This is a genomic window from Streptomyces sp. NPDC033178, from assembly GCF_055577685.1.
In genome coordinates, this window is the sequence record NZ_JBVIPT010000007.1 from 100,111 (window position 1) to 125,836 (window position 25,726).

Here is a 25,726-nt window from a genome sequence, read left to right on the forward strand (position 1 = left end):
ATGACTCGCATCGCCATCAACGGATTCGGCCGCATCGGACGCAATGTGCTGCGCGCACTGCTGGAGCGCGACAGCGCCCTGGAGATCGTCGCCGTCAACGACCTGACGGAGCCCGCCACTCTCGCCCGGCTGCTCGCCTACGACAGCACGGCCGGCCGGCTCGGGCGCCCGGTGACCGTCGACGGGGACGTCCTCGTCGTCGACGGCCGTCGGATCAAGGTGCTGGCCGAGCGTGAACCGGCGCAGCTGCCGTGGGCCGAACTCGGCGTCGACATCGTCCTGGAGGCCACCGGCCGGTTCACCTCGGCCAAGGCCGCCCAGGCGCACCTCGACGCGGGCGCGCGCAAGGTGCTCGTCAGCGCGCCGTCGGACGGTGCCGACGTCACGCTCGCGTTCGGCGTCAACACCGACGCGTACGACCCGGCCGTGCACACGATCGTCTCGAACGCCTCCTGCACGACCAACGCGCTCGCCCCGCTGGCCAAGGTGCTCGACGACCTCGCCGGTATCGAGCACGGCTTCATGACGACGGTGCACGCCTACACGCAGGAGCAGAACCTCCAGGACGGTCCGCACCGCGACGCCCGTCGCGCCCGGGCCGCCGGCGTCAACATCGTGCCGACCACGACCGGCGCCGCCAAGGCGATCGGCCTGGTGCTGCCGAACCTCGACGGCAAGCTGTCGGGCGACTCGATCCGCGTACCGGTGCCGGTGGGCTCGATCGTCGAACTCAACACGACGGTCGCCCGCGACGTGACACGCGACGACGTGCTGGCCGCGTACCGCACCGCGGCGGAGGGCCCGCTCGCCGGCGTACTGGAGTACTCGGAGGACCCGCTGGTGTCTTCGGACATCGTGGGCAACCCCGCCTCGTCGATCTTCGACTCGGCTCTCACCCGCGTCGAAGGCCGTCACGTCAAGGTGGTCGCCTGGTACGACAACGAGTGGGGCTTCTCCAACCGAGTGATCGACACCCTCGAACTCCTCACCACCGGCTGACCGACCGCGGGCCGGCACCCCGCCCCCGGCGCCCGCGCCGGCCGACACTCCCGAAGGACGTGTCGGCCGGCATCTTTTCTTTGGCTCTGAGCTTTGAGCTTTGAGCTCCGGGCCCGCTGGTCGACCGGGCTGGGGCGTTCACGAGCCCCCGTGGCCTGCCGAGTTGAGGGCTGCGAGTGATCGCTTCCCAGTCGACAGGTGATCGTTCCCCGCCCGGCCCCGCCCGGGTGGGGAACATCGACGCCATGGGGGGGGAAGCAGGGAGCCGGGGCAGGGCTTCGGCACAGCAGGAGAGCCTCGCCGGGACGGTCGTTCCTGGTCTCACTCCTGGCCGACGAGGCCGGATTCCCAGGCCCAGGCGGCGATCTCCACCCGGTTCCGGGCGTGCAGCTTGGCCTGCACGTTCCCCAAGTGGGTCTTCACCGTCCCCACCGTGATGGTCAGGGCGGCGGCGATCTCCGCGTTGGTAAAGCCCCGGGCCACCAGGCGCACGAGGTCCAGCTCGCGTGCGGACAGGGGGCTCGGCGCCACCCGACGGCCAGGCGCCGGAGCGTTCAGACGGCGCAGCAGCCGCACCGTGACGGAGGGGCTGACCAGCGCTTCACCCGAGGCCGCCGCCCGCACGGCCTCGACGAGCAGGGCTGGACCGGAGTCCTTGATCAGAAAACCGCAGGCACCGTCGCGCAGCGCGCGGTGGACGTACTCGTCGTCGTCGAAGGTCGTCGCCACGACAACCTTCGGCGGGTCGACGGCGCCGGGGCGGTTCAGCCGGCGCAGCGCGTCGAGGCCGTCGAGGCGGGGCATCCGGATGTCCATCAGCACCACGTCGGGGCGGTACCGCTCGGCGAGTTCCACTGCCTGAAGGCCGTCCACCGCTTCGGCTACGACCTCGATGTCGTCCTCGGCGCCCAGGATCATCGTGAATCCAGCTCGGACCATGGCCTGGTCGTCGGCGATCAGCACGCGGATGGTCAACGGGTCCCTCCGCCCGGGACGCGGACCGGGGCCGGGGCGGCCGGAAGGGTGGCTTCGACGCTCCAGCCACCCTCCGCGGCCGGGCCCGTCCGGAGGTCACCACCGACCAGGTTCACCCGTTCGGCCAGCCCTCGCAGTCCGAACCCACCACCGGAGGTACGGCGCGGCCGGCCGTCGTCATTGACCCGTACCGTGACGCCGTCGCCGTACCGGACCGCGCGCACCTCCACCTCGGTGCAGCCCTGGGCGTGTTTGCGTACGTTGGTCAGCGCCTCCATCACCACCCGGTGGGCGGTGGTGGTCACCTCCACCGGCAGGTCGTCGAACGGACCCGTCAGTTCGAGCCGGGCCGACGCGCCGCCGACCGCCGAGAACTCCTCGACGAGCGAGCGCACCTCTGCCATCCCGGCCAACGGCGCGAGGGCCGGTGCCCCGTCGGCGTCCCGCAGCATCCCGACCATCTGCCGCATGGACGTCAGCGCCTCCGACCCGGCGTGTTCGATCCGCTTCAGCGCCGGTGGCACCAGCTCCGGCCGCCGCTGCGCGATCGCCAGCGCGCCCTGCGCCTGCACCACGATCCCGGTCACGTGGTGGGCGACGAAGTCATGCAGATCACGGGCGAACTCGGTCCGCTGCTCAAGGCGCAGCGCCGCCGCCCGCCGCCGCCGGTCCGCCACGACCAGCCGCCAGGCGACGCCGGCGCCCAGAACCGCGGTCGCCCCAACGGCGAGGATCAGCGCCACGATGACGCTGTTCTCCCCTACCGCGACCGCCAACGGCCGCAGCACGATCGCCGCCCACAGCAGCGGAGGTGCCGCCCACGCCACCCAGCCCCGCCGCCCGCGCAGCGTGACAAGCAGCATCAGCCACAGCAGCGCCGCCGGCTCCGCGAGCCCGTACGCGTCCGAGGCCAGGGGATCCGGAGCGCTGCCGGGACCGGCGCGCAACAGGACCGAGACCGCCAGCGACGTCACCCCCACCAGAGCCCCGACCACGGGCAGGGCCCGCGCACCGAGCCACGGCGTGCCGACGACAGCGACCACCGCCAGCAGGGCGCTGACCGGCTTGGCGGAACGGTTGCTGAATCTGTCGTCGATGCCCAGCGCCGGGTGGTCGAACCGCAACACCAGGAACACCAGCGCCAGCCACACCACCCACACCAGCCATGCCGCCCAGGACCACCGGACGCCGCGCGCCGCTCTGCCGAAAGTCGTAGCAGGCGGCGCGAGATCTGGCTTTCGGTCGATCCGGGGCTCCGGACCGCCGGGCAGAGTCGACTTGGTCAGGCCGGTTACGCGATCCGTCACACCAAGGAGCATGACATGAGCGGGATCACCCTCCGCATCGAATCCGTCGAGGTGCTCGGGCCGCTTCTCGCCGCCTTCACCGTGCTCTTCGCCGTTCGTGCCACCCGTCGACGTCCGGGCTGGCACGGCAGGCCCGCGCTCACCCGGCTCGTGGCGGTCCTGTACGCGGCGGGTGCCCTGCACTTCACCCTGTTCCCGATCATCGTGGACCGGGCCCAGAACCTCTCCCCCTGGACCAATCAGGTCCAGCTGATCCCTCTCACGGGCCTCCTCGGCACGGATGTCTCGTTCCCGCTCAATGTGCTCCTGTTCCTCCCCTTCGGGATGCTGCTCCCTCTCATGACCCGCCGGGAACTCGGCCCGGGGCGGGCCGCCCTTCGTGCCCTGGCGGTGAGCGCCTCGATCGAGCTCACCCAACTCGGCATGTACATCCTGTTCAGCAACGGCCGAGGGGCGGATGTCGACGACCTCATCACCAACACCTTCGGCGCCGCGCTCGGCTGTCTCCTCCTCCACCTCGCACTCCGCTCCACCACCTTCTCCCCTCTCACCCGCACCTTCGCTCTCCCGGGCACCGCCTTCGCCTCCCCCACCCCCGAAGCCCGGTCCACCCCGGCAACGGATCGGGCCGTCTGAGATACCGGCTGAAGGCTTCGTGGCTGTCGGGGGTGAAGTGCCACTCCAGCAGGGCCGACCGCAGCTCCGGCTCGGTCAGCCAGCCGTGCCAGGCGACCTCATCAGGATCGGCGGCCACGGAGTCCGGCACCACGACTTCGTGCACGCCGAGCCAGTGAGGGCTCAAACCGCTGCGGTTGAGGAACGTGAACAGCAAGCGCGGCAGCACGCGAATGCCCAGCTCTTCGGCCAGCTCCCGCGCGGCGGCCTGTTCATAGGACTCACCGACATCCACGGCGCCACCGACCACGACCTCGTAGAGCCCGGGGAAGCGCGACAGCTGCTCCGACCGCTGGTGAACGAGGATCCGCCCACGCTCATCACGACACACCGTCACGGCGACCCGGTGCAGCCAACCCTCCCGGATGGCCTGCCGGCGGCTGACCACCACCCCCAGCACACGATCCTGATCGTCGACGCGTTCCACGAGTTCGTCCACGGCGCACACCCTGGCAGAGCCCACTGACAACGCCGCTTCTCGGAGCCCCGTGGAGGCCGACCCAGGAGAACCTGCACCAGGAGGCCGAACGCGGATGGCGACGGTTGTCGTGCAAATACGACACCTGTCGTGCTCAGGCTCAGCTCAGCCGCAAGTGGCGTGGCGCACTTTTGCAAGCATGTGCTTGCAATAGTTAGCGGGCGTGGTGCAGGGTAGGGGGCATGGCATCGCTCAACGTCGGCAATCTCGGTGAGTATCTGCGTGAACAGCGGCGCAACGCGCAGCTGTCCCTGCGGCAGCTCGCCGAGGCCGCCGGGGTGTCCAATCCGTATCTGAGCCAGATCGAGCGCGGGCTGCGCAAGCCGAGCGCGGAGGTGTTGCAGCAGGTCGCCAAGGCCCTGCGGATCTCCGCCGAGACGCTGTACGTCCGTGCCGGGATCCTCGACGCCGAGCGGGACCGGGACGAGGTGGAGACGCGTGCCGTCATCCTCGCCGACCCGACGCTCAACGAGCGGCAGAAGCAGGTGCTGCTCCAGATCTACGAGTCCTTCCGCAAGGAGAACGGGTTCGAGATCGAGATCAAGGCGGTCGAGGAGGCTCTGGGCGTCCCCGGTGCGGCAGACGCACCGGATGCGACCGGCACGACCGGCGTAACAGACGTGACGGATGGCCCGGACACCGTCGTTGACAGGGCCCGCACGGCCGACGGCAGCGATGCCGCACCGAAGGACCCGCACGACCAGCACGATCCGCAGGACCAGCACGATCCGCAGGACCCGTACGACAAGAACGACCCTCACGACCAGCAGTCCTCCGCGAGCTGACCGGGCACGTCATGACGAGCACGGCGTGGCCGGTACGGCATGGCCGGGCACGGCATGGAACGGCCCGGCCGGCGGCGGAGTAACCGCACCACAAAACCCTCACGCTTCAAGCACTAGCGATTCCGGGAGGACCATCGCCATGGCCATCACCGACGACCTGCGCAAGACCTTCAGCGACCCGACCCCGCTCTACTTCGCCGCCGGCACCGCCGACCTGGCCATTCAGCAGGCCAAGAAGGTGCCCGGCATCGTCGAGCAGCTGCGTGCCGAGGCCCCGGCCCGCATCGACGCCGTACGCGGCATCGACCCGAACGAGGTCCAGGAGAAGGCCACCGCCCGCGCCAAGGAGGCGCAGGAGACCATTCAGACCAAGGTGAACGAGTTCATCGGCACCCTGGACACCGACCTGAAGAAGATCGGTGAGACGGCTCAGGACTTCGCCCTCCGCAGCGTCGGCGTGGCCGCCGAGTACGCCGTGAAGGCGCGCGAGACGTACGAGAAGGTCGCCGAGCGCGGCGAGCAGACCGTGAAGACCTGGCGCGGCGAGGCCGCCGAGGAGATCGAGGAACTGGCCGTGGCCGTCGAGCCGAAGCCGGAGCCGGTCGAGGTCAAGGACGAGAAGCCCGCCGAGGCCAAGGCCGAGGCCGCCCCGGCGAAGAAGCCCGCGGCCAAGAAGGCCCCGGCCGCCCGCAAGACCACCGCGAAGAAGACGACGCCGCCCGCGAAGTAGGCGAGGCACCGCCGCCGGTCGACCGGCGGCGGGGTGTTACGAGAACGGGTCGGGGACTCCGGGCACTATCGGAGTCCCCGACCCGTTCTGCGGGTACGGTGACCGCGTAGGGACGAGGACTCGAATCGGGTAGGTGGGCCAAGTGCTGTTGACCGCGTTCGGCGGCTTCATGTCGCTGATCTTCCTCGGCATGCTGGTGCTCGCGGTGGTGGCGCTGGTGATGGCCGGCCTGGCGCGCGACGACGCGTACCGCGCCGCGAACAAGCAGAGCAAGATGTTCTGGCTGGTCATCCTGGGCGTCACGGTGGCCGTGAACCTGCTGGTCCCGATGGTCTTCCTGCAGATCGCCGGCCTCATCGCCACGATCGTCTTCTTCGTCGACGTCCGGCCCGCGCTCAAGCAGGTCTCCGGCGGCGGGGGCGGCCGCCGAGGCGGAAGCAGCAGCGACGGCCCGTACGGCCCGTACAACGGCGGCCGCTGAGCCCCCTCCCTCTTTCCGGTCGCGCACACCGGCGCCCTCCTTTTAGGAGCGCGGGGAACTGCGCGACCAGCTTTTTTTTGGGGGCGCGGGGCTGTATCAATTTGCGGCTCCGCCGCGTGGGCGCGACCAGCCACGGACGGCCCGCAGCAAGGGAACAGCGGGACCCCGCGGAGCGCGCCGCTAAGCCACTCGGTCCAGCAACAGCACAGCCACGTCGTCCGTCAGCTCCCCGCCATTGAGGGCCCGCACCTCGTTCACGGCGGCCCGCAGCAGCTCCTCGCCCCGCAGCCCCTGCGCCAACTGGCGGCGGACCATGTCCACCATCCCGTCCTGGCCGAGCCGCTCCCGGCCCTCACCCGTCCGGCCCTCGATCAGGCCGTCCGTGTACAGCATCAGACTCCACTCGCCGCCCAGCTCCACCTGCTGGCGCGGCCAGCGGGCGTTCGGCAGCAGACCCAGCGCCGGGCCGCCGTTCTCGTACGGCAGCAGCTCGGCGACGGGAGGAGCCGGCTCCCCGGCGCCGTCCGCGCCGCCGGCGACGGCTCGCGAGCGGGCCGGGCGCGAGATCAGCGGAGCCGGGTGACCGGCCAGGCACAGACCAGCGCGGCGGCCGTCCGGTGCGATGTCCACCGTGCAGAGCGTCGCGAAGATCTCGTCGTTGTCCCGCTCGTGCTCCAGGACCTGCTGGAGCGTGGAGAGCAGCTCGTCGCCGCACAGGCCCGCCAGCGTCAGCGCGCGCCAGGCGATCCGCAGCTCCACGCCGAGCGCCGCCTCGTCCGGGCCGTGGCCGCAGACGTCGCCGATCATGGCGTGCACGGTGCCGTCGGGGGTGCGGACGGTGTCGTAGAAGTCGCCGCCGAGCAGCGCGCGCGAGCGGCCGGGCCGGTAGCGCGCGGCGAACCGCAGCGAGGAGCCTTCGAGGAGGGGCGTGGGCAGCAGGCCGCGCTCAAGCCGCGCGTTCTCCTGCGCGCGCAGCTTGGACTCGGTGAGCCGTCGCTCGGCCGTGTCGGAACGCTTGCGCTCCACCGCGTACCGGATCGCGCGGCTCAGCAGCCGGCTGTCCAGCTCGTCGCGGAAGAGGTAGTCCTGGGCGCCGACGCGCACCACCTCGGCGCCGTGCTCGGCGTCCTCGGACGCGGTGAGCGCGAGGACGGCGTGCCGCGGCGCGAGCCGCAGCACGTGCTTGAGCGTGGCCAGCTCGTCGTCCGGCTCGGCGTCGGCGGCCGTCCGGCCACCGGTCGTCAGTGCGAGGTCGAGCAGGATGCACTGGACGTCGTCGGTCAGCAGCCGCTCGGCCTCGGTGAGGTTGCGGGCGGTACGGATACGTATCGGCTTGCCGGCCGAGTCCAGGAGTGTGGGCACGTTCAGCGAGCCGGCCGGGTCGTCCTCGATCACGAGCAGCGTCAGCGGGGCCGTGCCGGTGTGGGCACTGCCGTTGTGGAAGCCGCCATGGTGGGCGTCGCCGTGGTGGGCGTCGCTGCCGTGGCCGGGGTCGTCGCAGTTGTCGCCGTCGGTGTCGCGGCTCGTCGAAGGCGGCGCCTGGCCGGGCAGGGCGCCGGGTGCGGGCACGGCCTGAGCCGGTCCGCCGGTTGAGGACGCGGCGCGAGCCTGACCACCTTCCACGGCGGGGATCGCTCTCTGCCGCGGTACGGGTACGGGCATCGTCTGGGTTCCTTCCCTCCCCCCGAGGGCATGGCGGACCGAGGGGTCTCGGTCCACCGACGGGGACCATAGCGTCAGCCGCCGCCACAAAGGAATGGCGGAGGCCCGGGCACGTCCAAAACAGCCACCGTCATATGCCGCATCCCGTACCGCAATTGGGCAGGATGCGCTCTTGTCCGGGATGACGTACATCACGCCCCGGGGGTTGCCGGGCCGCCCGGAACGTGCCGCGCATCACGTGCGACAGGTCACGCCCCCGACGGCACCAAAGCGACCAAGTGTCACTTGTCGGGACGTACGACCCCGGCGGACGGGCGAGCGTCCCCGTCCGGACGTCCGGTCCGGGCGGACCGGCGGAGTCACTGGCGGGGCTGACGGCGTCACCGGCGGACCAGTGGACCGATGCCGTCACCGGCGGACCGGTGGATCGCTGGTGTCACCGGCGAACGGCCGGCTTCACCGGCGGACAGGTGGCTCCACCTGCGGACAGGCGGCGTCACTGTTCGGGGCGTACGACCCCGAGTATCGGCATCGATCCCGCTCCCGCGATCGTCACCGTGCGCCCCGGGCGGGGCGCGTGGATGATCGCGCCGTCGCCTATGTAGAGGGCGACATGGCTGGCGTCGGAGTTGTAGATGATGAGATCGCCGGGGCGCATGGCCTCGACGGCGATGCGGTCGAGCTGCTTCCACTGCTCCTGGGACGTGCGCGGGATGCCCTGCCCGGCGGCCGCCCACGCCTGTGAGGTCAGGCCCGAGCAGTCGAACGTGTTGGGACCCTCGGCGCCCCATTCGTACGCCTTGCCGATCTGCTTCGTCGCGTACTCCACGGCCTTCTTGCCCTGGGCCGACGCCTTGCCGCTGATCTCGTCGAGGACACCGGAGCCCAGCCAGGCCGACTGCGCCTTGTACGCGGCCTGCTGCTCCAGCTTCGCCAGGCGCTTCTTCTCTTCCTTCTCCAGCTGCGACTCGAGCTTCTCGGCGGCGGCGATCTGCTTCTTGACCTTCTTCTTGGCCTTCTCCTTCGCCTCGCGGTTGGACTCCAGCTTCTTCCACTGGGCCGCCGCGTCGCGCGCGTACTGCTCCAAGTCCTCCTGGGTGCGCTTCATTTCGGCGAGCAGGCCCTTGGTCGCCTGTGCGCCCTCGCGGATCCGGCCCGCGCCGTCCAGGACCTGCGCCGGGTCGTCGCTCAGCATCAGCTTGGCCTCGTCCGGCAGTCCGCCGCTGCGGTACTGGGCGCGGGCCGCTGCGCCCGCGCGGTCCTTCAGGTGGTCCAGCCGCGCCTGCCCCTCGACGATCGAGCGGGCCAGCCCGACGATCTGCGTGGACTGCTCCTCGGCCCGCTCCTCCGCGAGGTTGTACGCGTCCGTGGCGACCGCCGCGTCGTGGTAAAGCGTGTCCAGCTTCTTGCGGACCGCTTCAAGGTCCTTGGTGCTCGCGGGCGTTGAACTCGGAGACGGAGACGGAGTCGGCGTCGGCGTGGGGGTCGGTGTCGGGGCCGCGAAGGCCACTCCCGGCGCGGACAGGATGGTTGCCGCGCAGGCCAGGGCCATGGCCGTAGTGGTCAGGCTCCGCTTGCCGGCTCCCATGGACCAACCCCCAAGTTGATTTACCGTCAGTAACTTACGAAGGCCTCGGGGATCGTGCCATGTCGGCGCGCAATGTGACAGAGGCGGGCAGGAACTCCCTCCCCGGCACTGCCCGTTCCCCACCCCTCACTGCCCACTCGACGATGATCTCCCGCGCGTTCCCCGCCAATGTGACGAACGACTCACCGAGATCGTTCCCGCCGCGTCACGGCTCCGCCGAACTCATGTCCGTTGCCCGGGCCGACCTATGAGCGGGGCGCCAACGCCTCCCAGCGCACGGTCACTTCGCCCTGCCGCCAGCGTGGCGCCCCGTCCGTGACCGGCCAGTCCGCCGTCAGATCGCGTACGGCCCGGATCCAGCGCTGACGGGCGCCGTACGAGGCGTACGGCGCCGCGGACGCCCAGGCGCGGTCGAAATCGCGGAGGAAGGCGTGCACCGGTTCGCCCGGGACGTTGCGGTGGATGAGGGCCTTGGGAAGGCGTTCGGACAGGTCGGACGGGCGGTCCAGGGAGCCGAGTCGGGTGGCGAACGTGACGGTCCGCGGGCCCTCGGGGCCGAGCGCGACCCACACGTGCCGGCGGCCGATCTCGTCGCACGTGCCCTCGACGAGGAGCCCGCCCCGCGAGTCGCCGCCCGCCGGAGCGAGGCGGGCGCACAGCCGCGCCCAGACCTCGGCGACCTCCGCCTCCTCGTACTGCCGCAGCACGTTCGCCGCACGGATCAGCGACGGTCGCTCCGGCAGGGGGATCTCGAAGCCGCCGTGCCGGAAGGCCAGCCCCTCGCGTTCGTACGGCTTCGCGGCCGCGACCCGGGCCGGGTCGATCTCCACGCCGACCACGCGGGTGCGGGGGGCGGTGGTGCGGAGGCGGTGGAGGAGCTCCACCGCGGTCCAGGGGGCCGCGCCGTATCCGAGGTCCACGGCCACGGGGGCGTCCGACCTGCGCAGTTCGGCGCCGTGGGTCGTCGCGATCCAGCGGTCCATGCGGCGGAGGCGGTTGGGGTTGGTGGTGCCGCGCGTCGTCGTCCCGACGGGGGTCGCTGCGCGGGCTGCCATGGGGGTAAGGGTATGCGGTGCCTTTGTGGGGAGCCGCGCGCCGGTGTGGCCGTCCCTGGGGGCTGCCGCCCCCAGACCCCCGCTGATCGGCCTGAACGGCCTCGTCCTCAGACGCCGGACGGGCTGAAGGTGTCGGCCCCGCCACCAAAATCAGCCCCTCCGCCGGATATTTCAGCCCCTCCGGCGTTTGAGGAGCGGGGGTTCGGGGGCGGAGCCCCTGAGAGGGTTCCGCCACGCAACACGCCATCGAACGGTTGAGCGACCCCCAGTAATGATTCGGCAAAGAGGAAATGGAGCAGAGTGCTCCGGCGTTCAAGGAGCTGGAGGGCGTTTCACGTCCTCCGTCAGGCATGCCCGCACCACGGTCAGAGCAGGTCCGCAGCAAGGAGGAACGCCACGTGAGCCAGTACGTGAGCAGGCTCGGGCGCCGCTCCCCGGCGACCCCTTCGAGGCTGAGGCTGCACCGCCGGCCCCGCCGCGTCGCGATGCTCTCCGTGCACACCTCACCGCTGCACCAGCCGGGCACCGGCGACGCGGGCGGCATGAACGTCTACATCGTCGAGCTGGCCCAGCGCCTCGCCGCGATCAACATCGAGGTCGAGATCTTCACGCGCGCGACGACCGGGGCCCTGCCGCCCAAGGTGGAACTCGCGCCCGGTGTCCTCGTACGGCATGTGGACGCGGGTCCGTACGAGGGGCTCGCCAAGGAGGATCTGCCCGCGCAGCTCTGTGCCTTCACGCACGGGGTGATGCAGGCCTGGGCGGGTCACCGGCCCGGCTACTACGACCTGGTCCACTCGCACTACTGGCTCTCCGGCCACGTCGGCTGGCTGGCCGCCGAGCGCTGGGGCGCGCCCCTGGTGCACGCAATGCACACCATGGCGAAGGTCAAGAACGCCGCCCTGGCCGACGGCGACACCCCCGAGCCCGCCGCCCGGGTCATCGGCGAGACGCAGATCGTGCGCGCCGCCGACCGACTGATCGCCAACACCTCCGAAGAGGCCGACGAACTCGTACGGCACTACGAGGCCGAGCCCGGCAAGGTCGCGGTCGTCCACCCGGGCGTGAACCTCGACCGCTTCCGCCCGGCCGACGGACGCGCCGCCGCCCGCGACCGGCTCGGCCTGCCGCAGGACGCCCTGATACCGCTCTTCGCCGGCCGCATCCAGCCCCTGAAGGCGCCCGACGTGCTGCTGCGCGCGGTCGCCGTCCTCCTGGAGGAGCGGCCCGACCTCCGCTCGAACATCGTGGTGCCCATTGTGGGCGGTCCGAGCGGCAGCGGTCTCGCCAAGCCCGAGGGCCTGCAGAAACTCGCCGCCCGGCTCGGCATCGCCGACGTCGTGCGGTTCCGGCCGCCGGTCGGACAGGAGCAGCTCGCCGACTGGTTCCGGGCCGCGTCCGTCCTCGTGATGCCCTCCTACAGCGAGTCCTTCGGGCTCGTCGCCATAGAGGCGCAGGCGGCGGGGACGCCGGTGCTCGCGGCCGCGGTGGGGGGTCTGCCCGTCGCGGTGCGGCACAAGGAGACCGGTTTTCTGGTGCCGGGCCACAATCCCGTCGACTACGCGCGCGTGCTGCGCGATTTCGCCGACAACCGGGCGCTCCCGGACCGGATGGGCGCGGCCGCCGCCTGGCACGCCAAGTCCTTCGGCTGGGACACGTCCGCCGCCGCCACGGCGGACGTCTACACGGCGGCGATGCACGAGCACCGCCGTCACGTACGCTCCCACCATGGCTGACGTACAGAGCGCGGCGGGGACCATCGAGGAGGTCCTGAAGGACGCCGAGATCGAGTGGGAGAGCCCGGAGTCCGGCCACTTCGTGGTGAAGCTGCCCGGCACCCGCAAGCTGTCCACGACCGTCTCGCTGATCGTCGGCAGGCACTCCCTGTCGCTCAACGCCTTCGTCATCCGCCACCCGGACGAGAACGAGCCCGGCGTGCACCGCTGGCTCCTTGAGCGCAACCTCAAGCTCTACGGCGTGAGTTACGCGGTCGACTCCCTCGGCGACATCTATGTGGCGGGCAAGCTCCCGCTCGCCGCGGTCACCGCCGACGAGATCGACCGGCTGCTCGGCTCGGTCCTGGAGGCCGCCGACGGCAGCTTCAACACCCTTCTGGAGCTCGGTTTCGCCTCCGCGATCCGCAAGGAGTACGCCTGGCGGGTGTCGCGCGGCGAGTCCACGCGCAACCTCGACGCGTTCAGTCATCTGACTCGACGTTCGACCGACTGACCAACCCGTCTGCGTCAACTCTCCATAACTCTCCATCAGTCAACCGTTGTTCTCCGGAGAGCTGCACTCCCGACTGGAGCTCTACGGGACCTCGGGGACGGTACGCCCGCGGAACCTGTACGAGGCCCAGCGCGAACTGGGACTCGGCGACCGCCTCAGCGCGCGCTGAGGCGGTAGCGCCCCGGAGCCACCCCGACCAGCCGCTTGAAGTGCCGGGTCAGATGCGACTGGTCGTAGAAGCCGGTCTCCGCCGCCACCTCGCCCGGTGTGCGGCCGTCGAGGAGGAGGCGGCGGGCGCGGTCGACGCGGCGGGACATCAGGTACTGGTGCGGGGCGATCCCGAAGGCACCGCTGAACGCCCGCACCAGGTGGGCGGGGTGCGCGTGCACCAGACTCGCGGCCTCCTCCAGGTTCACACCCTGGACGAGCCGCTCGTCGAGGAGTTCGCGGAGGTCGTGGGCGAGGGGGTGGTCGGGCCGAGGTGGAAGGTCCTCCCCTGCCCGTGCGCGCAGATGGCCGCGCAGCCGCTCGCCGATCAGGGTCAGCCTGCTCTCCGCCTCCAGCTCGTCGCCGGGGTGGGCGAGGGCGGTGTGCAGCTGCCCGACACGCGTCCGCAGTACGGGGTCGACGAGGTCCGGGGTGTCCACCGCAGGGCCGACATAGGTCTCGTCGAGCCGGCTGACGTCCAGGTACAGCACCCGCTTGCGGAAGCCGGACGACGTGACCGGCGAGCCGTTGTGCGGGACGTGCGGCGGGAGCAGCGAGACCGTGTCGTGCGGGGTGCCGTGCTCGTGCCGGTCGAGGTCGTACCGCACGGCACCGGCGTCGACGATCAGCAGCGTCCACGCGTCATGGACGTGCATCGGATACGCGTACTCCGTGAAATGGGCGTGGAAGACCTCCACGACACCCGGTACGCGCGGGCGCCACGCGGAGACCTCACGCTGGGCGACCATGCAAAGAACGTACAAGACGGGGACGTACGCGGCTCGGCAGTCTCATTGCATGAACGCTGAACCCCTTCCCACGGAACCCCTTCCCACGGAACCGCTTCCCACGGAATCCCTTTCCGCGGATCCCGCTCGCGCCGAGCCCGTCCGCTTCGACACCAAGATCGCCGTCCTGCTGCGGGAGGACCTGGAGCCGTGGCAGCGGCTGAACGTGACCGCGTTCCTCGTGAGCGGGATCGGGGCGTCCGTGCCCGAGGTGATCGGCGAGCCGTACGAGGACGCCGACGGGACCGGCTACCTGCCGATGTTCCGTCAGCCGGTCCTGGTGTTCCAGGGCACGAAGGAGACGCTGACGGCGGCCCACGCGCGCGTGCTGTCCAGGGCCCTGCCCCGCGCGCTCTTCACCTCCGACCTGTTCACCACGGGCAACGACCGCGACAACCGGGCGGCGGTACGGGCCGTACCGACGGCGGAGCTGGACCTGGTGGGGCTCGCGGTGTACGGGCCGCGCAACGCGGTGGACAAGGTGCTCAAGGGGGCGCGGATGCATCCGTGAGGCGTACGGGTCACGCGAAATATGTGGGGTGGGGCTGGTTCACGCCGCGCTGACCTCGGTCTCAGGGGCGGCAGGAGGTGCCTCGGCGGCTTCCGTGGTCTTGACCTCCGGCTTCTCCGTCTCCTCCGGGTCGTGCGTCGGCAGGTGGCGCATCAGGGCCCCGTACCCCACACCGGCGACCGTGCCGATGACCGCGCACGCGCCCCACAGCCACTCCGCCCCGTACCGGTCGATGACGAAACCGGACATCAGGGGTGCGACGAGGGCGGCGACGGACCAGGACATGGTGTACATGCCCTGGTAGCGGCCGCGGCCGTGGGTGGGGGAGAGGCGGACGACGAGGCTGGTCTGGGTGGGCGCGTTGACGATCTCGGCGAGGGTCCAGACGCAGACCGTGAGTGCGAAGACGCCGACCGAGCCGGCGAAGGCGGTGAGCCCGAACCCGTACCCGGCGAGGAGGGACGACAGGACGAGAAGACGCCTCGGGTCCCGGTGTTCGATGAAGCGGGTGACGGGGATCTGGAGGACGACGATGAGGACTCCGTTGACCGCGATCGCCATGCCGTAGTCGGCGGGTGTGAACCCGGCCTCGCCCATCGCCACGGGCAGGCCCAGATACCCCTGCTGGAAGATCAGCGCGACGAGGAAGGACAGTCCGACGACGCTCATGAAGCGCCCGTCGCGCAGCACGGTCCCGAGCCCGGTCTCGGGTTGGTCGACCCCCTTCGAGACCCGCTCGGGCCGGGACTCGGGCAGCTTCGCGAAGACGAGCACCGCGCAGATCATGGTCATCCCGGCCTCGATGAGGAAGCCGGCGAGGTAGCTGAACTCGGCGATGAACCCGGCCGCCATGGCGGAGACGGCGAACCCCAGGTTGATCGCCCAGTAGTTGAGGGAGAAGGCCCGGACGCGGTCCTCGGGCCGGACGATGTCGGCCATCATCGCCTGCACGGCGGGCCGGGAGGCGTTGCTGGCCATCCCCACCAGGAAGGCGACGCCGGCGATCGCGACCGGGTGGTGCACGAAGCCCAGCAGCGCGACGGAGACCGCGGTCGACGACTGGGCGACGAGGAGGGTGGGCCGCCGCCCGAGCCGGTCCGTCATGACGCCCGCGCCGAGCGAGGAGATGACTCCGCCGAGCCCGTGGAGCGCGGCGACCAGTCCGGCGTACGAGGCGGAGTAGCCGCGGTCGAGGGTGAGGTAGAGCGCCATGAAGGTGGCGACGAACGCGCCGAGCCGGTTCACGAGCGTGCTGGTCCACAGCCACCAGAACTCGCGGGGGAGCCCCGAGACGGTCTCGCGGGCGGCACGTCTCATGGACGTGAGTGACATCGGGACCCCCGGGTGCGTGTGTAAGTGGCTGCGTGCAGGTGCAGGTGCAGGTGCAGGTGCTGGCGCGCAAGCAGCCGCTGTAAGTGGCTCAGGCGCTGAGCGCAACTTACGAGTACGGCTCCGGTGGGTCCACTCAATTAACAGAAGCCGTCAACTGTGGGCGTCGCGGCCCGTCCTCGACCCTTCGGTTCGCCGGTTCGCCGGAACCCGGATCGACCTCGCCCTGTCCGGGTTCCGGGCGGGGGAGCGGGCGATCTGTGGGTTCGATTACGCTCGGGGCCATGGCCGACGCACCGTACAAGCTGATCCTCCTCCGCCACGGCGAGAGCGAATGGAACGCGAAGAACCTGTTCACCGGATGGGTGGACGTCAACCTCAACGAGAAGGGCGAGAAGGAGGCAGTCCGCGGCGGCGAGCTCCTGAAGGACGCCGGCCTTCTCCCCGACGTGGTCCACACCTCGCTCCAGAAGCGCGCGATCCGCACCGCCCAGCTGTCGCTGGAGTCGGCGGACCGCCACTGGATCCCGGTCCACCGCTCCTGGCGCCTGAACGAGCGCCACTACGGTGCGCTGCAGGGCAAGGACAAGGCGCAGACCCTCGCGGAGTTCGGCGAGGAGCAGTTCATGCTGTGGCGCCGCTCGTACGACACGCCGCCGCCGGCCCTTGAGGACGGCACGGAGTTCTCCCAGTCGGACGACCCGCGCTACGCGACGATCCCCCCGGAGCTCCGCCCCCGCACGGAGTGCCTGAAGGACGTCGTCGTCCGCATGCTCCCGTACTGGTACGACGGCATCGTCCCGGACCTCCTGGCGGGCCGCACGGTCCTGGTCGCGGCCCACGGCAACAGCCTCCGCGCCCTGGTCAAGCACCTCGACGGAATCTCGGACGCCGACATCGCGGGCCTCAACATCCCGACGGGCATCCCCCTCGCCTACGAACTGGACGCCGACTTCAAGCCGGTGAAGCCGGGCGGCACGTACCTGGACCCGGACGCGGCCGCGGCAGCGATCGAGGCCGTCAAGAACCAGGGCAAGAAGAAGTAAGCGCACGCCTCAAAGCCCCCGCCCTGCGGTTTCTTCGCGGGGCGGGGGCTTTTGACATGGGGAGATCTCCGGTAATGGGGAGATTTCCGGTCGTGGGGAGGATCTCCGGTCGATCGGGCATGCCCGGGTCACGTCACCCGGCCGTCTTCGGCCTCTCTGTGCATACCCGTGCACAGCGCCCAGACGACGAAGATGTTGACGGCGACCAGCGACAGGGCCCACAGGGGGTAGTACGGCACCCACAGGAAGTTGGCGAGCGCGCCCAGCCCGGCCACGAGCACACCGAAGAAGCGCGCCCACAGTGCTCCGGTGAGCACGGCGCACCCCGCGAAGACGAGGACGATTCCCAGAATGAGGTGGACCCAGCCCCAGCCCGCCAGGCTGAACTCGAACACGTAGTTGCGTGTCGAGATGAACAGGTCGTCCTTGGCGATGGCCGCAATTCCCTCGAAGATCGCCATCGCTCCGCCGAACATCATCAGCACTGCCGCGAAGACGGTGATACCGGATGTGGGCGCATGCCAGGGGCGTGGATCCGCCGCCTCGGCCGATTTGCTCTGGGTGGTGTGACTGGCCATGCCGGCCTCCTCGGGTCGCAGAGCCATCCGGTCCGGCTCCCAACACCCGGACCGACTCGATCCCCGGTCTCAGCGTGGCACGACGTCACCCGGTCGGCATTCCGAAGCCGGGGCACGACTTCGTCGGTAGTCGGGTTCTGCGGTCAGATCAGATCAGATCAGATCAGATCAGGTCAGGTCAGGTCACGTCAGGTCAGGTCAGGTCAGGGGGGCGGGGCTGGCTGATGGCTCGCTGCGGCCCACCGAGGTCTGGTGTCGTTGCTCGACCCACTGACGGAGTTCCTCGTCGCCGACCCGCTCGACCGCTGCGAGCAGTTCCTGCCGGGCCGCTTCGTCACGGTCGGACTCAGGCAGCAGTTGGTACCGGTTGACGGCCCGTCGGAGGACCTCACGCGACTGCGCCGCCAGTACATAGCGGGGACCGTGCGCGAACACCTGGCGAAAGCCGGTGAAGAACAGGGCCCCACCGGCGATGAGAGCGGTCAGCCAGGCCGGGGCGCCGAGTCCTGCCGCCACCACCGTGGACGACGACGTGGCAAGTGCGCCCAGTTCGCTCAGGCGGTACCAGCGACGGGCCGAGTCCCGCGTTTTCTCGTAGAAGGCCAGGTCGCCCTGAGCCAGGGCGAGTACGGGGTCGGGGGAGTCCAGCCAGGTGGTGGTGTCCGGTGTCCTTCGGCGCATGGCTCCATGGTGTCCTCACGAGGACCCGCATGGAACACGTGGTCGGTCGGAGTGCCAGGGGCACACACCGTGCAAGGCGAGTTGTAGCCCGTCACCCGCCCGGACTGCGAAAGGCGGGTGACGCGGCCGGCTCGGCCTCCGGAGGGCTCGGGACCCACGGAGAGGGCTTGTCAGACGTCCGGGATGTCCGCTTTGGCGCGGAGCAGTGTGTCGCGGGTGATCACCACGATCCTCTCGTGGCCACCACGTGAGGCATCGGCGGGGAGGCTGCCGTCAAGCAGGTCGGTCTTGTCGGTTCCGATGACGGCGAAGCTGCCGTCGGCGAGTTCGAAGATGTCGGGGCAGGCCTGGCCTCCGACACTCCCTCGCTCGACTGGGGACGCCCCGACGCGGCGAACGATCTTCAAAGTGGTTCGGTCCTTGCCATGATCGAAGTGATGGTTGGGCGCCCAAGTTACCTCTGTGGCAAGGCAGTTGCGGCCCAGAGCAATCCGGCGCGCATTCTTCACCCGGAAGGATGCATATATGCATCGCTGATGGCACGGGTTGTTCCGACTCCGATGGCACAGGTTGTCAATTCTCGGGGACCTCTCCGACGACCCACCAGTCGTCGCCCTCCGACTCGGCGTCGTCCAGGGCAGCCACGAGAGCGTCGACCATCCTGCCGAGTTCGGCTTCCTCCGAGTCCTCCACCAGGCTCGCCCTGTGATGCCGGGTCGCCTCCCAGTAGTCGCGCATGGCACGGCTCTGGAAGATGTAGCGGAGGTGGCCGTGCAGGTCGGCCAGGCTGAGCACGCCGAGCTGGTACCCCTGATAGGCGTGCTGGTAGAGGTCGTTCGCGAACAGGTGCCGACGCTGGGTGTCCTGGTGCAGATCTCCTTCGTACGCGTCGAGCACCGGAAGGAGCGACGGATCCTCGGTGGCCCGCCCGATCAGTCGCTGGTGGTCCCGTCGGTACTCGGTCAGCGTGTCCCGCCGCTGCTTCTCCTGAGCGAGGGCTTCGAGCCGTCGTAGCGAGACGTGGATACGGAACGCCGTGACGAGTACGCCTGCGACGCGCGCGGCCGCCACGACATGCTCCATCGATACGGCGCTTCGATTCCGACCCCCAACCCTGCGTATGACCATGTGTTTCCCCGCTTCGGTGCTGCCGGCCGCTCCGGCCGTCCGATTGACACGGCACCCAGCGGCACACGTCCCAGGCTGCCCGGTGGACCAACCCGGCGGCAGTGCGGACAGGCAGCGCACGGAGGTAGCAGTCCGCCACAAGCCCCGCTGTCGTGCTTTCCCTGTGCCCCCGAGCGCCGTCATGAAGTGCCGGCAGGGATGCGTCAGCCCTTGACGGCGGCGGCACAGTCCTCATTCGGGGCGGCGAGCGGGCCGTCAGCGCCTCTTGAACTCCACCGGACCGCCGTTCATCTCGATGGTGCCGTCCGGGTGCAGGACCGGGCGGCGTTCCGTCATACGGGCGCTGTACGCCTCCACGTGGTGAAGAGGGGAACCGTGACCGTGGAGCCGCGGCCGTCCGTGACGACGACCTTCGCGCCGAAACTGCGGAAGGAGCCGAAGCCGTTGCTCATCGCGGAGTGCGCGCACAACAGCACGTAACCCTGCTCGTCGGGACGGACGATACGGACGGACTCCCGGCCAGGGACGCGGCCCGTTCCGCCTCCCGGTCGCAAGGGCTCACCCTGTGCCGCATGCCCCGCCTTCACCAGCGTGCCCGGTGTCTTCGCGCCCCCGCGCAGGGCCTTTCGACGCCGGTACGAACAGGGCGTACAGATCCAGGTCCGCGCCCTTCTTCCGGCGCTGCTCGCTGCCGCCGTCCTACTTCATCGGTACGAAAGGGCCCCGCACCTGAAGTGGGGCCCGTTCGCAGTCATACGTCGTACGTGGTCGGTGGTGCCGGCGCGATCAGCCGCACTGGCACGGATTGCCGGACTGGCACCCGCATCCGCAGCCCGAGCCGCAGCCGCAGGCGCCGAAGAGCGGCAGGCTCTTGATTTCGGCGGGCTGCTCGGTCTCGCGCTCCTGGGTCGGGTCGGGCGTGGTGGGGGATTCGGCCATGGGTCCCTCCTCGAAGGCTTGTGCCTACACCCATTGCATGCCCACCCGGTCGGGCGCATCAACGGCGCACAGAGGCTCGCGCGCCCCCGCACCGATTCTGTGCGCCCGGCGCATGCCGCGCAGGGGCGCGGGCGGGGAACTGCGCGGCCGGCCCAGGAGAACCCGCACCCGCACCCGCCCACGCATCTCGCTCGCCCCGCCCCCATGGGCGCGCCCCCACCGCCGGGGGGCTTACGCCCCTTCCACCTGCGGCGTGCCCTGGATCTCGTCCACGTGCTCGCCGGTCACCAGGTACACCACGCGGTTGGCCACGGACACCGCGTGGTCGGCGAAGCGCTCGTAGTAGCGGCCGAGCAGCGTGACGTCCACCGCCGTCTCGATGCCGTGCTTCCACCGGTCGTCCAGCAGGTGCTGGAAGAGCGTGCGGTGGAGGAGGTCCATCGCGTCGTCGTCCTGCTCCAGCTGCAGTGCGAGGTCGACGTCCTTGGTGATGATGACCTCCGCGGCCTTCGCCATCAGGCGCTGCGCGAGCTGGCCCATCTCCAGGATCGTGGCGTGCAGGTCGTGCGGAATCGCGCGCTCCGGGAAGCGGAGCCGTGCGAGCTTCGCCACATGCTGGGCGAGGTCGCCGGAGCGCTCCAGGTCGGCGGACATACGGAGCGAGGTGACGACGATCCGCAGGTCGGTGGCCACGGGCTGCTGCCGGGCCAGCAGGGCTATCGCCCGTGCCTCCAGATCGTGCTGGAGATCGTCGACCTTCTGGTCGCCGGCGATCACGCTCTCCGCCAGCTTCAGGTCGGAGTCGAGGATCGCCGTCGTCGCGCGACCGATCGCCGAGCCGACGAGACGGGCCATCTCGACCAGGCCCTCGCCGATCGAGTCAAGTTCCTCGTGGTACGCGTCCCGCATCAGGATGTCCCTCTCTACGTCTGCAATTCGGGGGGTTCAGGGGGGCTCTCGAACCCCACGCTCCCACGGTCCGGCCTGAACGCGTCGGTTTCCGCCCCGTCAAATGAACCATCACTGGCCCCCAGGTGAACTCTGGGCGACACCGCCTCTTCCCCCAGGTGGGAGGCGTACGCATCCCGCTCGTACGAAGTGAACCAGCATGGTCTCCAGGGTGAACTCTGGGCGACGAGTGTTCGAGTCCACCCTCGGACGGCTGTGACCGGGACGTACAGCGTGCCTAACCTGGAGCCATGGACGTGAACGCGGCGGTCGCCGCAGCGGCAGCGATCGCCGGTGTACTCACCGGTGTCATCGCCATGCTGGCGTTCCGCTGGAGCGAGCGGGAACAGAAACGCCCCACCCGCACCTCCCTGCACACGGACCCGGTGCTTCCGCCGGGCGTGGACACGGTCCTGTCCGTGCTCCGCTCCTCCGCGGTCGTCCTCGACGAGGCCGACGCCGTGGTCAAGGCCAGCTCGGCAGCGTACGCCCTCGGTCTTGTCCGGGGCGGAAAACTGGCCGTCGAGCCGATGCTCCAGATGGCTCGCGACACCCGCAGGGACGGGGAGATACGGCAGGTCGAGCTGGACCTGCCCCGGCGGGGCACCGGCCGCGGCGAGGCACTCGCCGTGTCCGCCCGGGTGGCGCCGCTCGGCTCCCGGCTCGTACTGCTCCTCGTCGAGGACCTCACCGAGGCCCGCCGCATCGAGGCCGTACGACGCGACTTCGTCGCCAACGTCAGCCATGAACTCAAGACCCCCGTCGGCGCGCTCTCGCTGCTCTCCGAAGCGGTCATGGGCGCCTCCGACGACCCGGAGGCGGTGGAACGCTTCGCCGGACGGATGCAGATAGAGGCGACCCGCCTCACCAACCTCGTCCAGGAGCTCATCGACCTCTCCCGGGTCCAGAACGACGACCCGCTGGAGGACGCGGAGCCCGTTCGCATCGACGAGCTGGTCGCCGAGGCCATCGACCGCTGCCGCCACCAGGCCGGGGCGAAGCAGATCACCATGGCCGCCGGCGGTACCGCCGATCTGAGTATCTGGGGCAACCGGGGTCAGCTGGCCGCCGCGCTGGGCAACCTCGTGGAGAACGCCGTCAACTACTCGCCCGCCCGCACCCGGGTCGGCATAGCCGCGCGCCGGGTGACCGCGCCCGGCGGAGACCTCATCGAGATCGCCGTGACCGACCAGGGCATCGGCATCTCCGACAAGGACAAGGAGCGCATCTTCGAGCGCTTCTACCGCGTCGACCCGGCCCGCTCCCGCGCAACCGGCGGTACGGGACTGGGGCTCGCGATCGTCAAGCATGTGGCAGCCTCGCACAGCGGGGAGGTCACGGTGTGGAGCTCCGAGGGTCAGGGCTCCACCTTCACCCTGAGGCTGCCGGAGGCGGGCGCGGCCCGCGACCGCGTGACCGACGACCAGACACCCGGACTCGACGAAGACGACGAGACCGGTCAGACCGACGGGACGACCACCGTCTCATCCCCGTACGAACCGTTTTCTGCCCCGGAGGTCCTTCCGTGACCCGAGTGCTCGTCGTCGAGGACGAGGAGTCCTTCAGCGACGCTCTGTCCTACATGCTCCGCAAGGAGGGCTTCGAGGTCGCCATCGCGACCACCGGGCCCGACGGCCTCGACGAGTTCGAGCGCAACGGCGCCGACCTCGTCCTCCTCGACCTGATGCTGCCCGGACTGCCCGGCACCGAGGTGTGCCGCCAGTTGCGCAGCCGATCGAACGTCCCGGTGATCATGGTCACCGCCAAGGACAGCGAGATCGACAAGGTCGTGGGGCTCGAAATAGGAGCCGATGACTATGTCACCAAGCCCTTCTCGTCCCGTGAACTGGTGGCCCGTATCCGGGCCGTCCTGCGCCGCCGCGGCGAGCCCGAGGAGGTCACCCCGGCGGCCCTGGAGGCCGGTCCGGTCCGTATGGACGTGGACCGCCACGTGGTCACCGTCTCCGGCTCCAAGGTCGACCTCCCCCTCAAGGAGTTCGACCTCCTGGAGATGCTGCTGCGCAACGCGGGCCGTGTCCTGACCCGTATGCAGCTCATCGACCGGGTCTGGGGCGCCGACTACGTGGGCGACACCAAGACCCTCGACGTCCACGTGAAGCGCCTCCGCGCCAAGATCGAGCCGGACCCGGGCGCGCCGCGCTACCTGGTCACGGTCCGGGGGCTCGGCTACAAGTTCGAGCCGTAAACCGCTTGGGAGACGTCGGAAGACCGACGCTGCGGAGAGTTCGAGTACGGCGAAAGGGCGGGCCCCCTGTGGAGGGGGCCCGCCCTTTCGCCGTACGGGTGTCAGTGGCCCGCGGCCGACTCCGAGGCCGTCGCGCTCGACGAGGCCGCGGTGTCGGAGGGCTCGGAGCCCGCCTCGCCGGTCTGGCCCGACGCGGACCCGGCCGGGGAGCCCGAGGGCGACCCGCTCGCCGAGCCGGACGGCGAACCCGAAGCGGAGGGCTTCGCGGACGGCGTCGTCGGGATCTCGGTCGGGCCCCACTTGGAGAAGTAGCTCTCGGCGGGCACGACGAACGCCTCCAGCGTCACGTCACCGGTCTTGCTGAAGGTGAAGGTGACCGGCTGCGCGTCGCCGTCGTCGAAGGCCTCACGGCTGCTCTCCAGTACGGCGGAGGCGTTGCCCTTGCCGCCGAGGACGACCGAACCGCCGGCCGGGATGGTCAGCGCCCCCGAGCCCTTCGCGGGCTTGAGCTTGGCGGGCTGGGCGATGCCCTCCACGGCGATGGAGTCGAGCGTCTGGGCGGTGGGGCCCTCGTTGAACACGGTCGCGGAGACGACGGCGGGGCCCGTCGACTCCAGCTCGGGCTGGGTGACGACGACGGCACTCTGGATCTTGATGTCACCAACGCTGGTGGCGGCGTTGTCCGGCTTGATCTCCAGCGTCTGGGCCTTGTTGCCGGCACCGCACGCGGCGAGCGAGGCGACCGAGAACGCGATGGCGGCGGCGGCGAGTCCGCCGCGTCGAAGGCTGCTGCTCACGGCGGCGGCAACTCCTTGAACGTGGGCGAAGCAGAGCGGCTCCTGTATAAAGCCGCCCTAAGGGTCTGTCAGCGGCCTTAGGTTACCGAGCCGTTCCCGCGCCACCGCACCCGACCCGCCTCTAGCGGCCGGTGGGTGCGCTCCGGCCCGGTCGAGCCTCCCTTGTCACTGGGCCCGTCACCGGCCGATCAACACACTCGGCGGTTGCATTGGGTGTGCACTGGTTCGCCATTCACATAAGAAGCATCGGTAAGTCGCCCGTCCGGCCCTTGCGGATATCGCGCAGGGAATGCATGGCGATCCCGGAAATCGATCGTCGGCCGATCTTCGGCCGATGTTCCGTCGATCTTCCGCGGATCTTCGAAGGACCTTCCGTCGATCTTCCATCGATCTTCGGGCTACTCCCGGGCCCGACTCTCGGCCCGAGTCCCGGGCCCGACTCTCCGGTTGATCTCCGACGCGCCTTCGGCCGCCGTGATCAATTCCGGATTCCCCTCGTACTCGACTCCGCTCACCGAACGGAGTAGCGGAACGTGGGCTCTCGGAACCCGACAAATCTGGACGTTCAGGCACGTGAGCGGGGTCTCGGGGTGTTGTAACGTGCGCGTTTCCCTCCGCATGGAGAGCCGCTCCGACCTGCGAATACCGTCCTCCGCTACCCCTGCGCAGCACGTTCATGTCGCGATTGTCAAGCCCCGAGATATGCCCTGACCTGCGAAAACGCCATTCAGAACACGCGGTTTCCGTGTTACCCTGGATAGCCACGGAAGGGGTACCTGTCACATGACGTTCAAGGTTGGCGACACCGTGGTCTATCCCCATCACGGGGCCGCGCTGATCGAGGCCATCGAAACTCGCCAGATCAAAGGCGTGGACAAGACCTACTTGGTGCTGAAGGTCGCCCAGGGCGACCTGACGGTGCGTGTGCCAGCGGACAATGCGGAGTTCGTCGGCGTGCGTGATGTGGTCGGTCAGGAAGGGCTGGACCGGGTCTTCGAGGTGCTGCGTGCGCCGTACGCCGAGGAGCCCACGAACTGGTCGCGCCGTTACAAGGCAAATCTCGAGAAGCTCGCCTCCGGCGATGTCATCAAGGTCGCGGAAGTCGTACGTGACCTGTGGCGTCGTGAGCGTGAGCGTGGACTCTCCGCCGGTGAGAAGCGCATGCTCGCCAAGGCCCGCCAGATCCTGGTGAGCGAGCTCGCTCTCGCGGAGAACACGAACGAGGACAAGGCCGAGGCACTGCTCGACGAGGTCCTCGCGTCCTGACGCCCGTCCGCGCTCTGATCGCTTTCTGACCAGAGGCGAAACGAGCGGTTCGGCGCAATGAAATGCCGCGGTGCCCGATGACGTATCCATTGTCGCCGGGCGCTGCGGCATGTTCGTACCCGGATACCTTGCTCTCGGTGCCCTCGAACATTCATGGCCGATTTCTCGGCGAACATTCACGGGACCGATACTTGGCGTGCCGGGCCCGGGCAGCGGCTCGACCGAATGTCACGGAAGGGTCCGGTCAAGGCGTCGCGCCCGGCACTCCCCCAACCTTCGGTCGGGGGTACCACGCCCAGGCCATACCCACGTCGGCCGAGCATACAAACCTGACAGGA

General features: G+C 69.9%; 29 protein-coding genes. 13 read left to right on the top strand and 16 right to left on the bottom strand.

Features of this window, described 5'->3' with window-relative positions:
- On the top strand, nucleotides 1-999 hold the full coding sequence (gene gap, locus ACZ5VQ_RS18965) for a type I glyceraldehyde-3-phosphate dehydrogenase (RefSeq protein WP_469105889.1): 999 nt from the start codon (nucleotides 1-3) through the stop codon (nucleotides 997-999).
- A 321-nt stretch (nucleotides 1,000-1,320) separates the two neighbouring features.
- On the opposite strand, the gene ACZ5VQ_RS18970 is transcribed toward gap, so the two are convergent.
- The gene (locus tag ACZ5VQ_RS18970) at nucleotides 1,321-1,974 is read right to left on the bottom strand and encodes a response regulator (protein WP_469105890.1); all 654 of its coding nucleotides are present in this window, start codon (nucleotides 1,972-1,974) and stop codon (nucleotides 1,321-1,323) included.
- Nucleotides 1,971-3,281: a sensor histidine kinase gene (locus ACZ5VQ_RS18975; protein WP_469105891.1), complete on the bottom strand. Its 1,311-nt coding sequence runs from the start codon at nucleotides 3,279-3,281 to the stop codon at nucleotides 1,971-1,973. Before ACZ5VQ_RS18975 ends, ACZ5VQ_RS18970 begins: the two co-directional genes overlap by 4 nt.
- 15 nt (nucleotides 3,282-3,296) lie before the next feature.
- On the opposite strand from ACZ5VQ_RS18975, the gene ACZ5VQ_RS18980 reads away from it, so the two are divergent.
- Nucleotides 3,297-3,917, top strand: a complete 621-nt coding sequence (locus tag ACZ5VQ_RS18980; RefSeq protein ID WP_469105892.1) for a VanZ family protein — start codon at nucleotides 3,297-3,299, stop codon at nucleotides 3,915-3,917.
- Here the strand turns inward: ACZ5VQ_RS18980 and ACZ5VQ_RS18985 are convergent.
- Complete coding sequence (locus ACZ5VQ_RS18985) at nucleotides 3,829-4,404, bottom strand: NUDIX domain-containing protein (protein ID WP_469105893.1); 576 nt, start codon at nucleotides 4,402-4,404, stop codon at nucleotides 3,829-3,831. The two genes, ACZ5VQ_RS18980 and ACZ5VQ_RS18985, sit on opposite strands and share 89 nt — an antisense overlap.
- Before the next feature lie 212 nt (nucleotides 4,405-4,616).
- Here ACZ5VQ_RS18985 and ACZ5VQ_RS18990 point away from each other — a divergent pair, with 212 nt between their 5' ends.
- From ACZ5VQ_RS18990 to ACZ5VQ_RS19000, 3 genes are all read left to right on the top strand, one after another.
- Nucleotides 4,617-5,219, top strand: coding sequence for a helix-turn-helix domain-containing protein (locus ACZ5VQ_RS18990; RefSeq protein ID WP_469105894.1), 603 nt, complete (start codon nucleotides 4,617-4,619; stop codon nucleotides 5,217-5,219).
- A 139-nt stretch (nucleotides 5,220-5,358) separates the two neighbouring features.
- Nucleotides 5,359-5,949 carry a hypothetical protein gene (locus ACZ5VQ_RS18995; RefSeq protein ID WP_362082663.1) on the top strand — a complete coding sequence of 197 codons (591 nt, stop codon included), beginning with the start codon at nucleotides 5,359-5,361 and terminating at the stop codon, nucleotides 5,947-5,949.
- Nucleotides 5,950-6,091: 142 nt separating this feature from the next.
- Entirely contained in the window at nucleotides 6,092-6,430 is a 339-nt protein-coding gene (locus ACZ5VQ_RS19000) for a DUF2516 family protein (protein WP_469105895.1), read from the top strand.
- A 180-nt stretch (nucleotides 6,431-6,610) separates the two neighbouring features.
- Here ACZ5VQ_RS19000 and ACZ5VQ_RS19005 read toward each other — a convergent pair whose 3' ends face one another.
- The 3 genes from ACZ5VQ_RS19005 to ACZ5VQ_RS19015 form a co-directional block, all read right to left on the bottom strand.
- Entirely contained in the window at nucleotides 6,611-8,092 is a 1,482-nt protein-coding gene (locus ACZ5VQ_RS19005) for a PP2C family protein-serine/threonine phosphatase (protein WP_469105896.1), read from the bottom strand.
- Between the two features lie 496 nt (nucleotides 8,093-8,588).
- The gene (locus tag ACZ5VQ_RS19010; RefSeq protein ID WP_469105897.1) at nucleotides 8,589-9,680 is read right to left on the bottom strand and encodes a C40 family peptidase; all 1,092 of its coding nucleotides are present in this window, start codon (nucleotides 9,678-9,680) and stop codon (nucleotides 8,589-8,591) included.
- Between the two features lie 245 nt (nucleotides 9,681-9,925).
- A complete protein-coding gene (locus ACZ5VQ_RS19015) occupies nucleotides 9,926-10,735 on the bottom strand; it encodes a class I SAM-dependent methyltransferase (protein WP_469105898.1) in 810 nt (269 codons plus the stop codon).
- Between the two features lie 398 nt (nucleotides 10,736-11,133).
- Here ACZ5VQ_RS19015 and mshA point away from each other — a divergent pair, with 398 nt between their 5' ends.
- The 3 genes from mshA to ACZ5VQ_RS19030 are packed head-to-tail and all read left to right on the top strand — an operon-like array spanning nucleotide 11,134 to nucleotide 13,133.
- Nucleotides 11,134-12,471 carry a D-inositol-3-phosphate glycosyltransferase gene (gene mshA / locus ACZ5VQ_RS19020; protein ID WP_362082648.1) on the top strand — a complete coding sequence of 446 codons (1,338 nt, stop codon included), beginning with the start codon at nucleotides 11,134-11,136 and terminating at the stop codon, nucleotides 12,469-12,471.
- On the top strand, nucleotides 12,464-12,964 hold the full coding sequence (locus tag ACZ5VQ_RS19025) for a type III secretion system chaperone family protein (protein ID WP_469105899.1): 501 nt from the start codon (nucleotides 12,464-12,466) through the stop codon (nucleotides 12,962-12,964). Before mshA ends, ACZ5VQ_RS19025 begins: the two co-directional genes overlap by 8 nt.
- Nucleotides 12,965-13,010: 46 nt before the next feature.
- A complete protein-coding gene (locus tag ACZ5VQ_RS19030) occupies nucleotides 13,011-13,133 on the top strand; it encodes a hypothetical protein (protein WP_469105900.1) in 123 nt (40 codons plus the stop codon).
- Here the strand turns inward: ACZ5VQ_RS19030 and ACZ5VQ_RS19035 are convergent.
- Entirely contained in the window at nucleotides 13,120-13,920 is an 801-nt protein-coding gene (locus tag ACZ5VQ_RS19035) for a helix-turn-helix transcriptional regulator (RefSeq protein WP_469105901.1), read from the bottom strand. The two genes, ACZ5VQ_RS19030 and ACZ5VQ_RS19035, sit on opposite strands and share 14 nt — an antisense overlap.
- Before the next feature lie 49 nt (nucleotides 13,921-13,969).
- On the opposite strand from ACZ5VQ_RS19035, the gene ACZ5VQ_RS19040 reads away from it, so the two are divergent.
- Nucleotides 13,970-14,470: a DUF2000 family protein gene (locus tag ACZ5VQ_RS19040; RefSeq protein ID WP_469105902.1), complete on the top strand. Its 501-nt coding sequence runs from the start codon at nucleotides 13,970-13,972 to the stop codon at nucleotides 14,468-14,470.
- Between the two features lie 39 nt (nucleotides 14,471-14,509).
- Here the strand turns inward: ACZ5VQ_RS19040 and ACZ5VQ_RS19045 are convergent, their stop codons facing one another.
- The gene (locus ACZ5VQ_RS19045) at nucleotides 14,510-15,802 is read right to left on the bottom strand and encodes an MDR family MFS transporter (protein ID WP_469105903.1); all 1,293 of its coding nucleotides are present in this window, start codon (nucleotides 15,800-15,802) and stop codon (nucleotides 14,510-14,512) included.
- Nucleotides 15,803-16,083: 281 nt separating this feature from the next.
- Here ACZ5VQ_RS19045 and ACZ5VQ_RS19050 point away from each other — a divergent pair, with 281 nt between their 5' ends.
- Nucleotides 16,084-16,845 carry a phosphoglyceromutase gene (locus ACZ5VQ_RS19050; protein ID WP_362082633.1) on the top strand — a complete coding sequence of 254 codons (762 nt, stop codon included), beginning with the start codon at nucleotides 16,084-16,086 and terminating at the stop codon, nucleotides 16,843-16,845.
- 128 nt (nucleotides 16,846-16,973) lie between these two features.
- Here the strand turns inward: ACZ5VQ_RS19050 and ACZ5VQ_RS19055 are convergent, their stop codons facing one another.
- The 7 genes from ACZ5VQ_RS19055 to phoU form a co-directional block, all read right to left on the bottom strand.
- The gene (locus ACZ5VQ_RS19055) at nucleotides 16,974-17,423 is read right to left on the bottom strand and encodes a DUF7144 family membrane protein (RefSeq protein WP_469105904.1); all 450 of its coding nucleotides are present in this window, start codon (nucleotides 17,421-17,423) and stop codon (nucleotides 16,974-16,976) included.
- A gap of 198 nt (nucleotides 17,424-17,621) precedes the next feature.
- Nucleotides 17,622-18,104 (bottom strand): SLATT domain-containing protein, encoded by a 483-nt coding sequence (locus ACZ5VQ_RS19060; protein WP_469105905.1) that lies wholly within the window; start codon nucleotides 18,102-18,104, stop codon nucleotides 17,622-17,624.
- 170 nt (nucleotides 18,105-18,274) lie between these two features.
- Nucleotides 18,275-18,511: a hypothetical protein gene (locus ACZ5VQ_RS19065; protein WP_362082627.1), complete on the bottom strand. Its 237-nt coding sequence runs from the start codon at nucleotides 18,509-18,511 to the stop codon at nucleotides 18,275-18,277.
- A gap of 166 nt (nucleotides 18,512-18,677) precedes the next feature.
- The gene (locus ACZ5VQ_RS19070) at nucleotides 18,678-19,175 is read right to left on the bottom strand and encodes a DUF6082 family protein (RefSeq protein ID WP_362082624.1); all 498 of its coding nucleotides are present in this window, start codon (nucleotides 19,173-19,175) and stop codon (nucleotides 18,678-18,680) included.
- 389 nt (nucleotides 19,176-19,564) lie between these two features.
- Entirely contained in the window at nucleotides 19,565-19,786 is a 222-nt protein-coding gene (locus ACZ5VQ_RS19075; RefSeq protein ID WP_469105906.1) for a hypothetical protein, read from the bottom strand.
- Between the two features lie 232 nt (nucleotides 19,787-20,018).
- Entirely contained in the window at nucleotides 20,019-20,171 is a 153-nt protein-coding gene (locus ACZ5VQ_RS19080) for a hypothetical protein (protein ID WP_186001259.1), read from the bottom strand.
- Between the two features lie 231 nt (nucleotides 20,172-20,402).
- Nucleotides 20,403-21,080 (bottom strand): phosphate signaling complex protein PhoU, encoded by a 678-nt coding sequence (phoU, locus tag ACZ5VQ_RS19085; RefSeq protein ID WP_361058373.1) that lies wholly within the window; start codon nucleotides 21,078-21,080, stop codon nucleotides 20,403-20,405.
- A 290-nt stretch (nucleotides 21,081-21,370) separates the two neighbouring features.
- On the opposite strand from phoU, the gene phoR reads away from it, so the two are divergent.
- On the top strand, nucleotides 21,371-22,648 hold the full coding sequence (gene phoR / locus ACZ5VQ_RS19090) for a two-component system sensor histidine kinase PhoR (RefSeq protein WP_469105907.1): 1,278 nt from the start codon (nucleotides 21,371-21,373) through the stop codon (nucleotides 22,646-22,648).
- Nucleotides 22,645-23,325: a two-component system response regulator PhoP gene (gene phoP, locus ACZ5VQ_RS19095; protein ID WP_033322296.1), complete on the top strand. Its 681-nt coding sequence runs from the start codon at nucleotides 22,645-22,647 to the stop codon at nucleotides 23,323-23,325. Before phoR ends, phoP begins: the two co-directional genes overlap by 4 nt.
- 101 nt (nucleotides 23,326-23,426) lie before the next feature.
- Here phoP and ACZ5VQ_RS19100 read toward each other — a convergent pair whose 3' ends face one another.
- The gene (locus ACZ5VQ_RS19100) at nucleotides 23,427-24,122 is read right to left on the bottom strand and encodes a copper chaperone PCu(A)C domain-containing protein (RefSeq protein WP_469105908.1); all 696 of its coding nucleotides are present in this window, start codon (nucleotides 24,120-24,122) and stop codon (nucleotides 23,427-23,429) included.
- A 783-nt stretch (nucleotides 24,123-24,905) separates the two neighbouring features.
- Here ACZ5VQ_RS19100 and ACZ5VQ_RS19105 point away from each other — a divergent pair.
- Nucleotides 24,906-25,388, top strand: a complete 483-nt coding sequence (locus ACZ5VQ_RS19105) for a CarD family transcriptional regulator (RefSeq protein ID WP_006380568.1) — start codon at nucleotides 24,906-24,908, stop codon at nucleotides 25,386-25,388.
- Nucleotides 25,389-25,726 lie beyond the last annotated feature (338 nt).

Bases quoted from the DNA above. Each gene is read 5' to 3' on its own strand.
- ACZ5VQ_RS19005 (WP_469105896.1), bottom strand. From the start codon at position 8,092: ATGCCCGTACCCGTACCGCGGCAGAGAGCGATCCCCGCCGTGGAAGGT.
- ACZ5VQ_RS19040 (WP_469105902.1), top strand. From the start codon at position 13,970: ATGAACGCTGAACCCCTTCCCACGGAACCCCTTCCCACGGAACCGCTT.
- ACZ5VQ_RS18990 (WP_469105894.1), top strand. From the start codon at position 4,617: ATGGCATCGCTCAACGTCGGCAATCTCGGTGAGTATCTGCGTGAACAG.
- ACZ5VQ_RS19025 (WP_469105899.1), top strand. From the start codon at position 12,464: ATGGCTGACGTACAGAGCGCGGCGGGGACCATCGAGGAGGTCCTGAAG.
- ACZ5VQ_RS19105 (WP_006380568.1), top strand. From the start codon at position 24,906: ATGACGTTCAAGGTTGGCGACACCGTGGTCTATCCCCATCACGGGGCC.
- ACZ5VQ_RS19055 (WP_469105904.1), bottom strand. From the start codon at position 17,423: ATGGCCAGTCACACCACCCAGAGCAAATCGGCCGAGGCGGCGGATCCA.
- ACZ5VQ_RS19010 (WP_469105897.1), bottom strand. From the start codon at position 9,680: ATGGGAGCCGGCAAGCGGAGCCTGACCACTACGGCCATGGCCCTGGCC.
- phoR (WP_469105907.1), top strand. From the start codon at position 21,371: ATGGACGTGAACGCGGCGGTCGCCGCAGCGGCAGCGATCGCCGGTGTA.
- ACZ5VQ_RS19045 (WP_469105903.1), bottom strand. From the start codon at position 15,802: ATGTCACTCACGTCCATGAGACGTGCCGCCCGCGAGACCGTCTCGGGG.
- ACZ5VQ_RS19050 (WP_362082633.1), top strand. From the start codon at position 16,084: ATGGCCGACGCACCGTACAAGCTGATCCTCCTCCGCCACGGCGAGAGC.
- gap (WP_469105889.1), top strand. From the start codon at position 1: ATGACTCGCATCGCCATCAACGGATTCGGCCGCATCGGACGCAATGTG.
- ACZ5VQ_RS19060 (WP_469105905.1), bottom strand. From the start codon at position 18,104: ATGCGCCGAAGGACACCGGACACCACCACCTGGCTGGACTCCCCCGAC.
- phoU (WP_361058373.1), bottom strand. From the start codon at position 21,080: ATGCGGGACGCGTACCACGAGGAACTTGACTCGATCGGCGAGGGCCTG.
- ACZ5VQ_RS19035 (WP_469105901.1), bottom strand. From the start codon at position 13,920: ATGGTCGCCCAGCGTGAGGTCTCCGCGTGGCGCCCGCGCGTACCGGGT.
- ACZ5VQ_RS19015 (WP_469105898.1), bottom strand. From the start codon at position 10,735: ATGGCAGCCCGCGCAGCGACCCCCGTCGGGACGACGACGCGCGGCACC.
- ACZ5VQ_RS19080 (WP_186001259.1), bottom strand. From the start codon at position 20,171: ATGGCCGAATCCCCCACCACGCCCGACCCGACCCAGGAGCGCGAGACC.
- ACZ5VQ_RS18995 (WP_362082663.1), top strand. From the start codon at position 5,359: ATGGCCATCACCGACGACCTGCGCAAGACCTTCAGCGACCCGACCCCG.
- ACZ5VQ_RS18980 (WP_469105892.1), top strand. From the start codon at position 3,297: ATGAGCGGGATCACCCTCCGCATCGAATCCGTCGAGGTGCTCGGGCCG.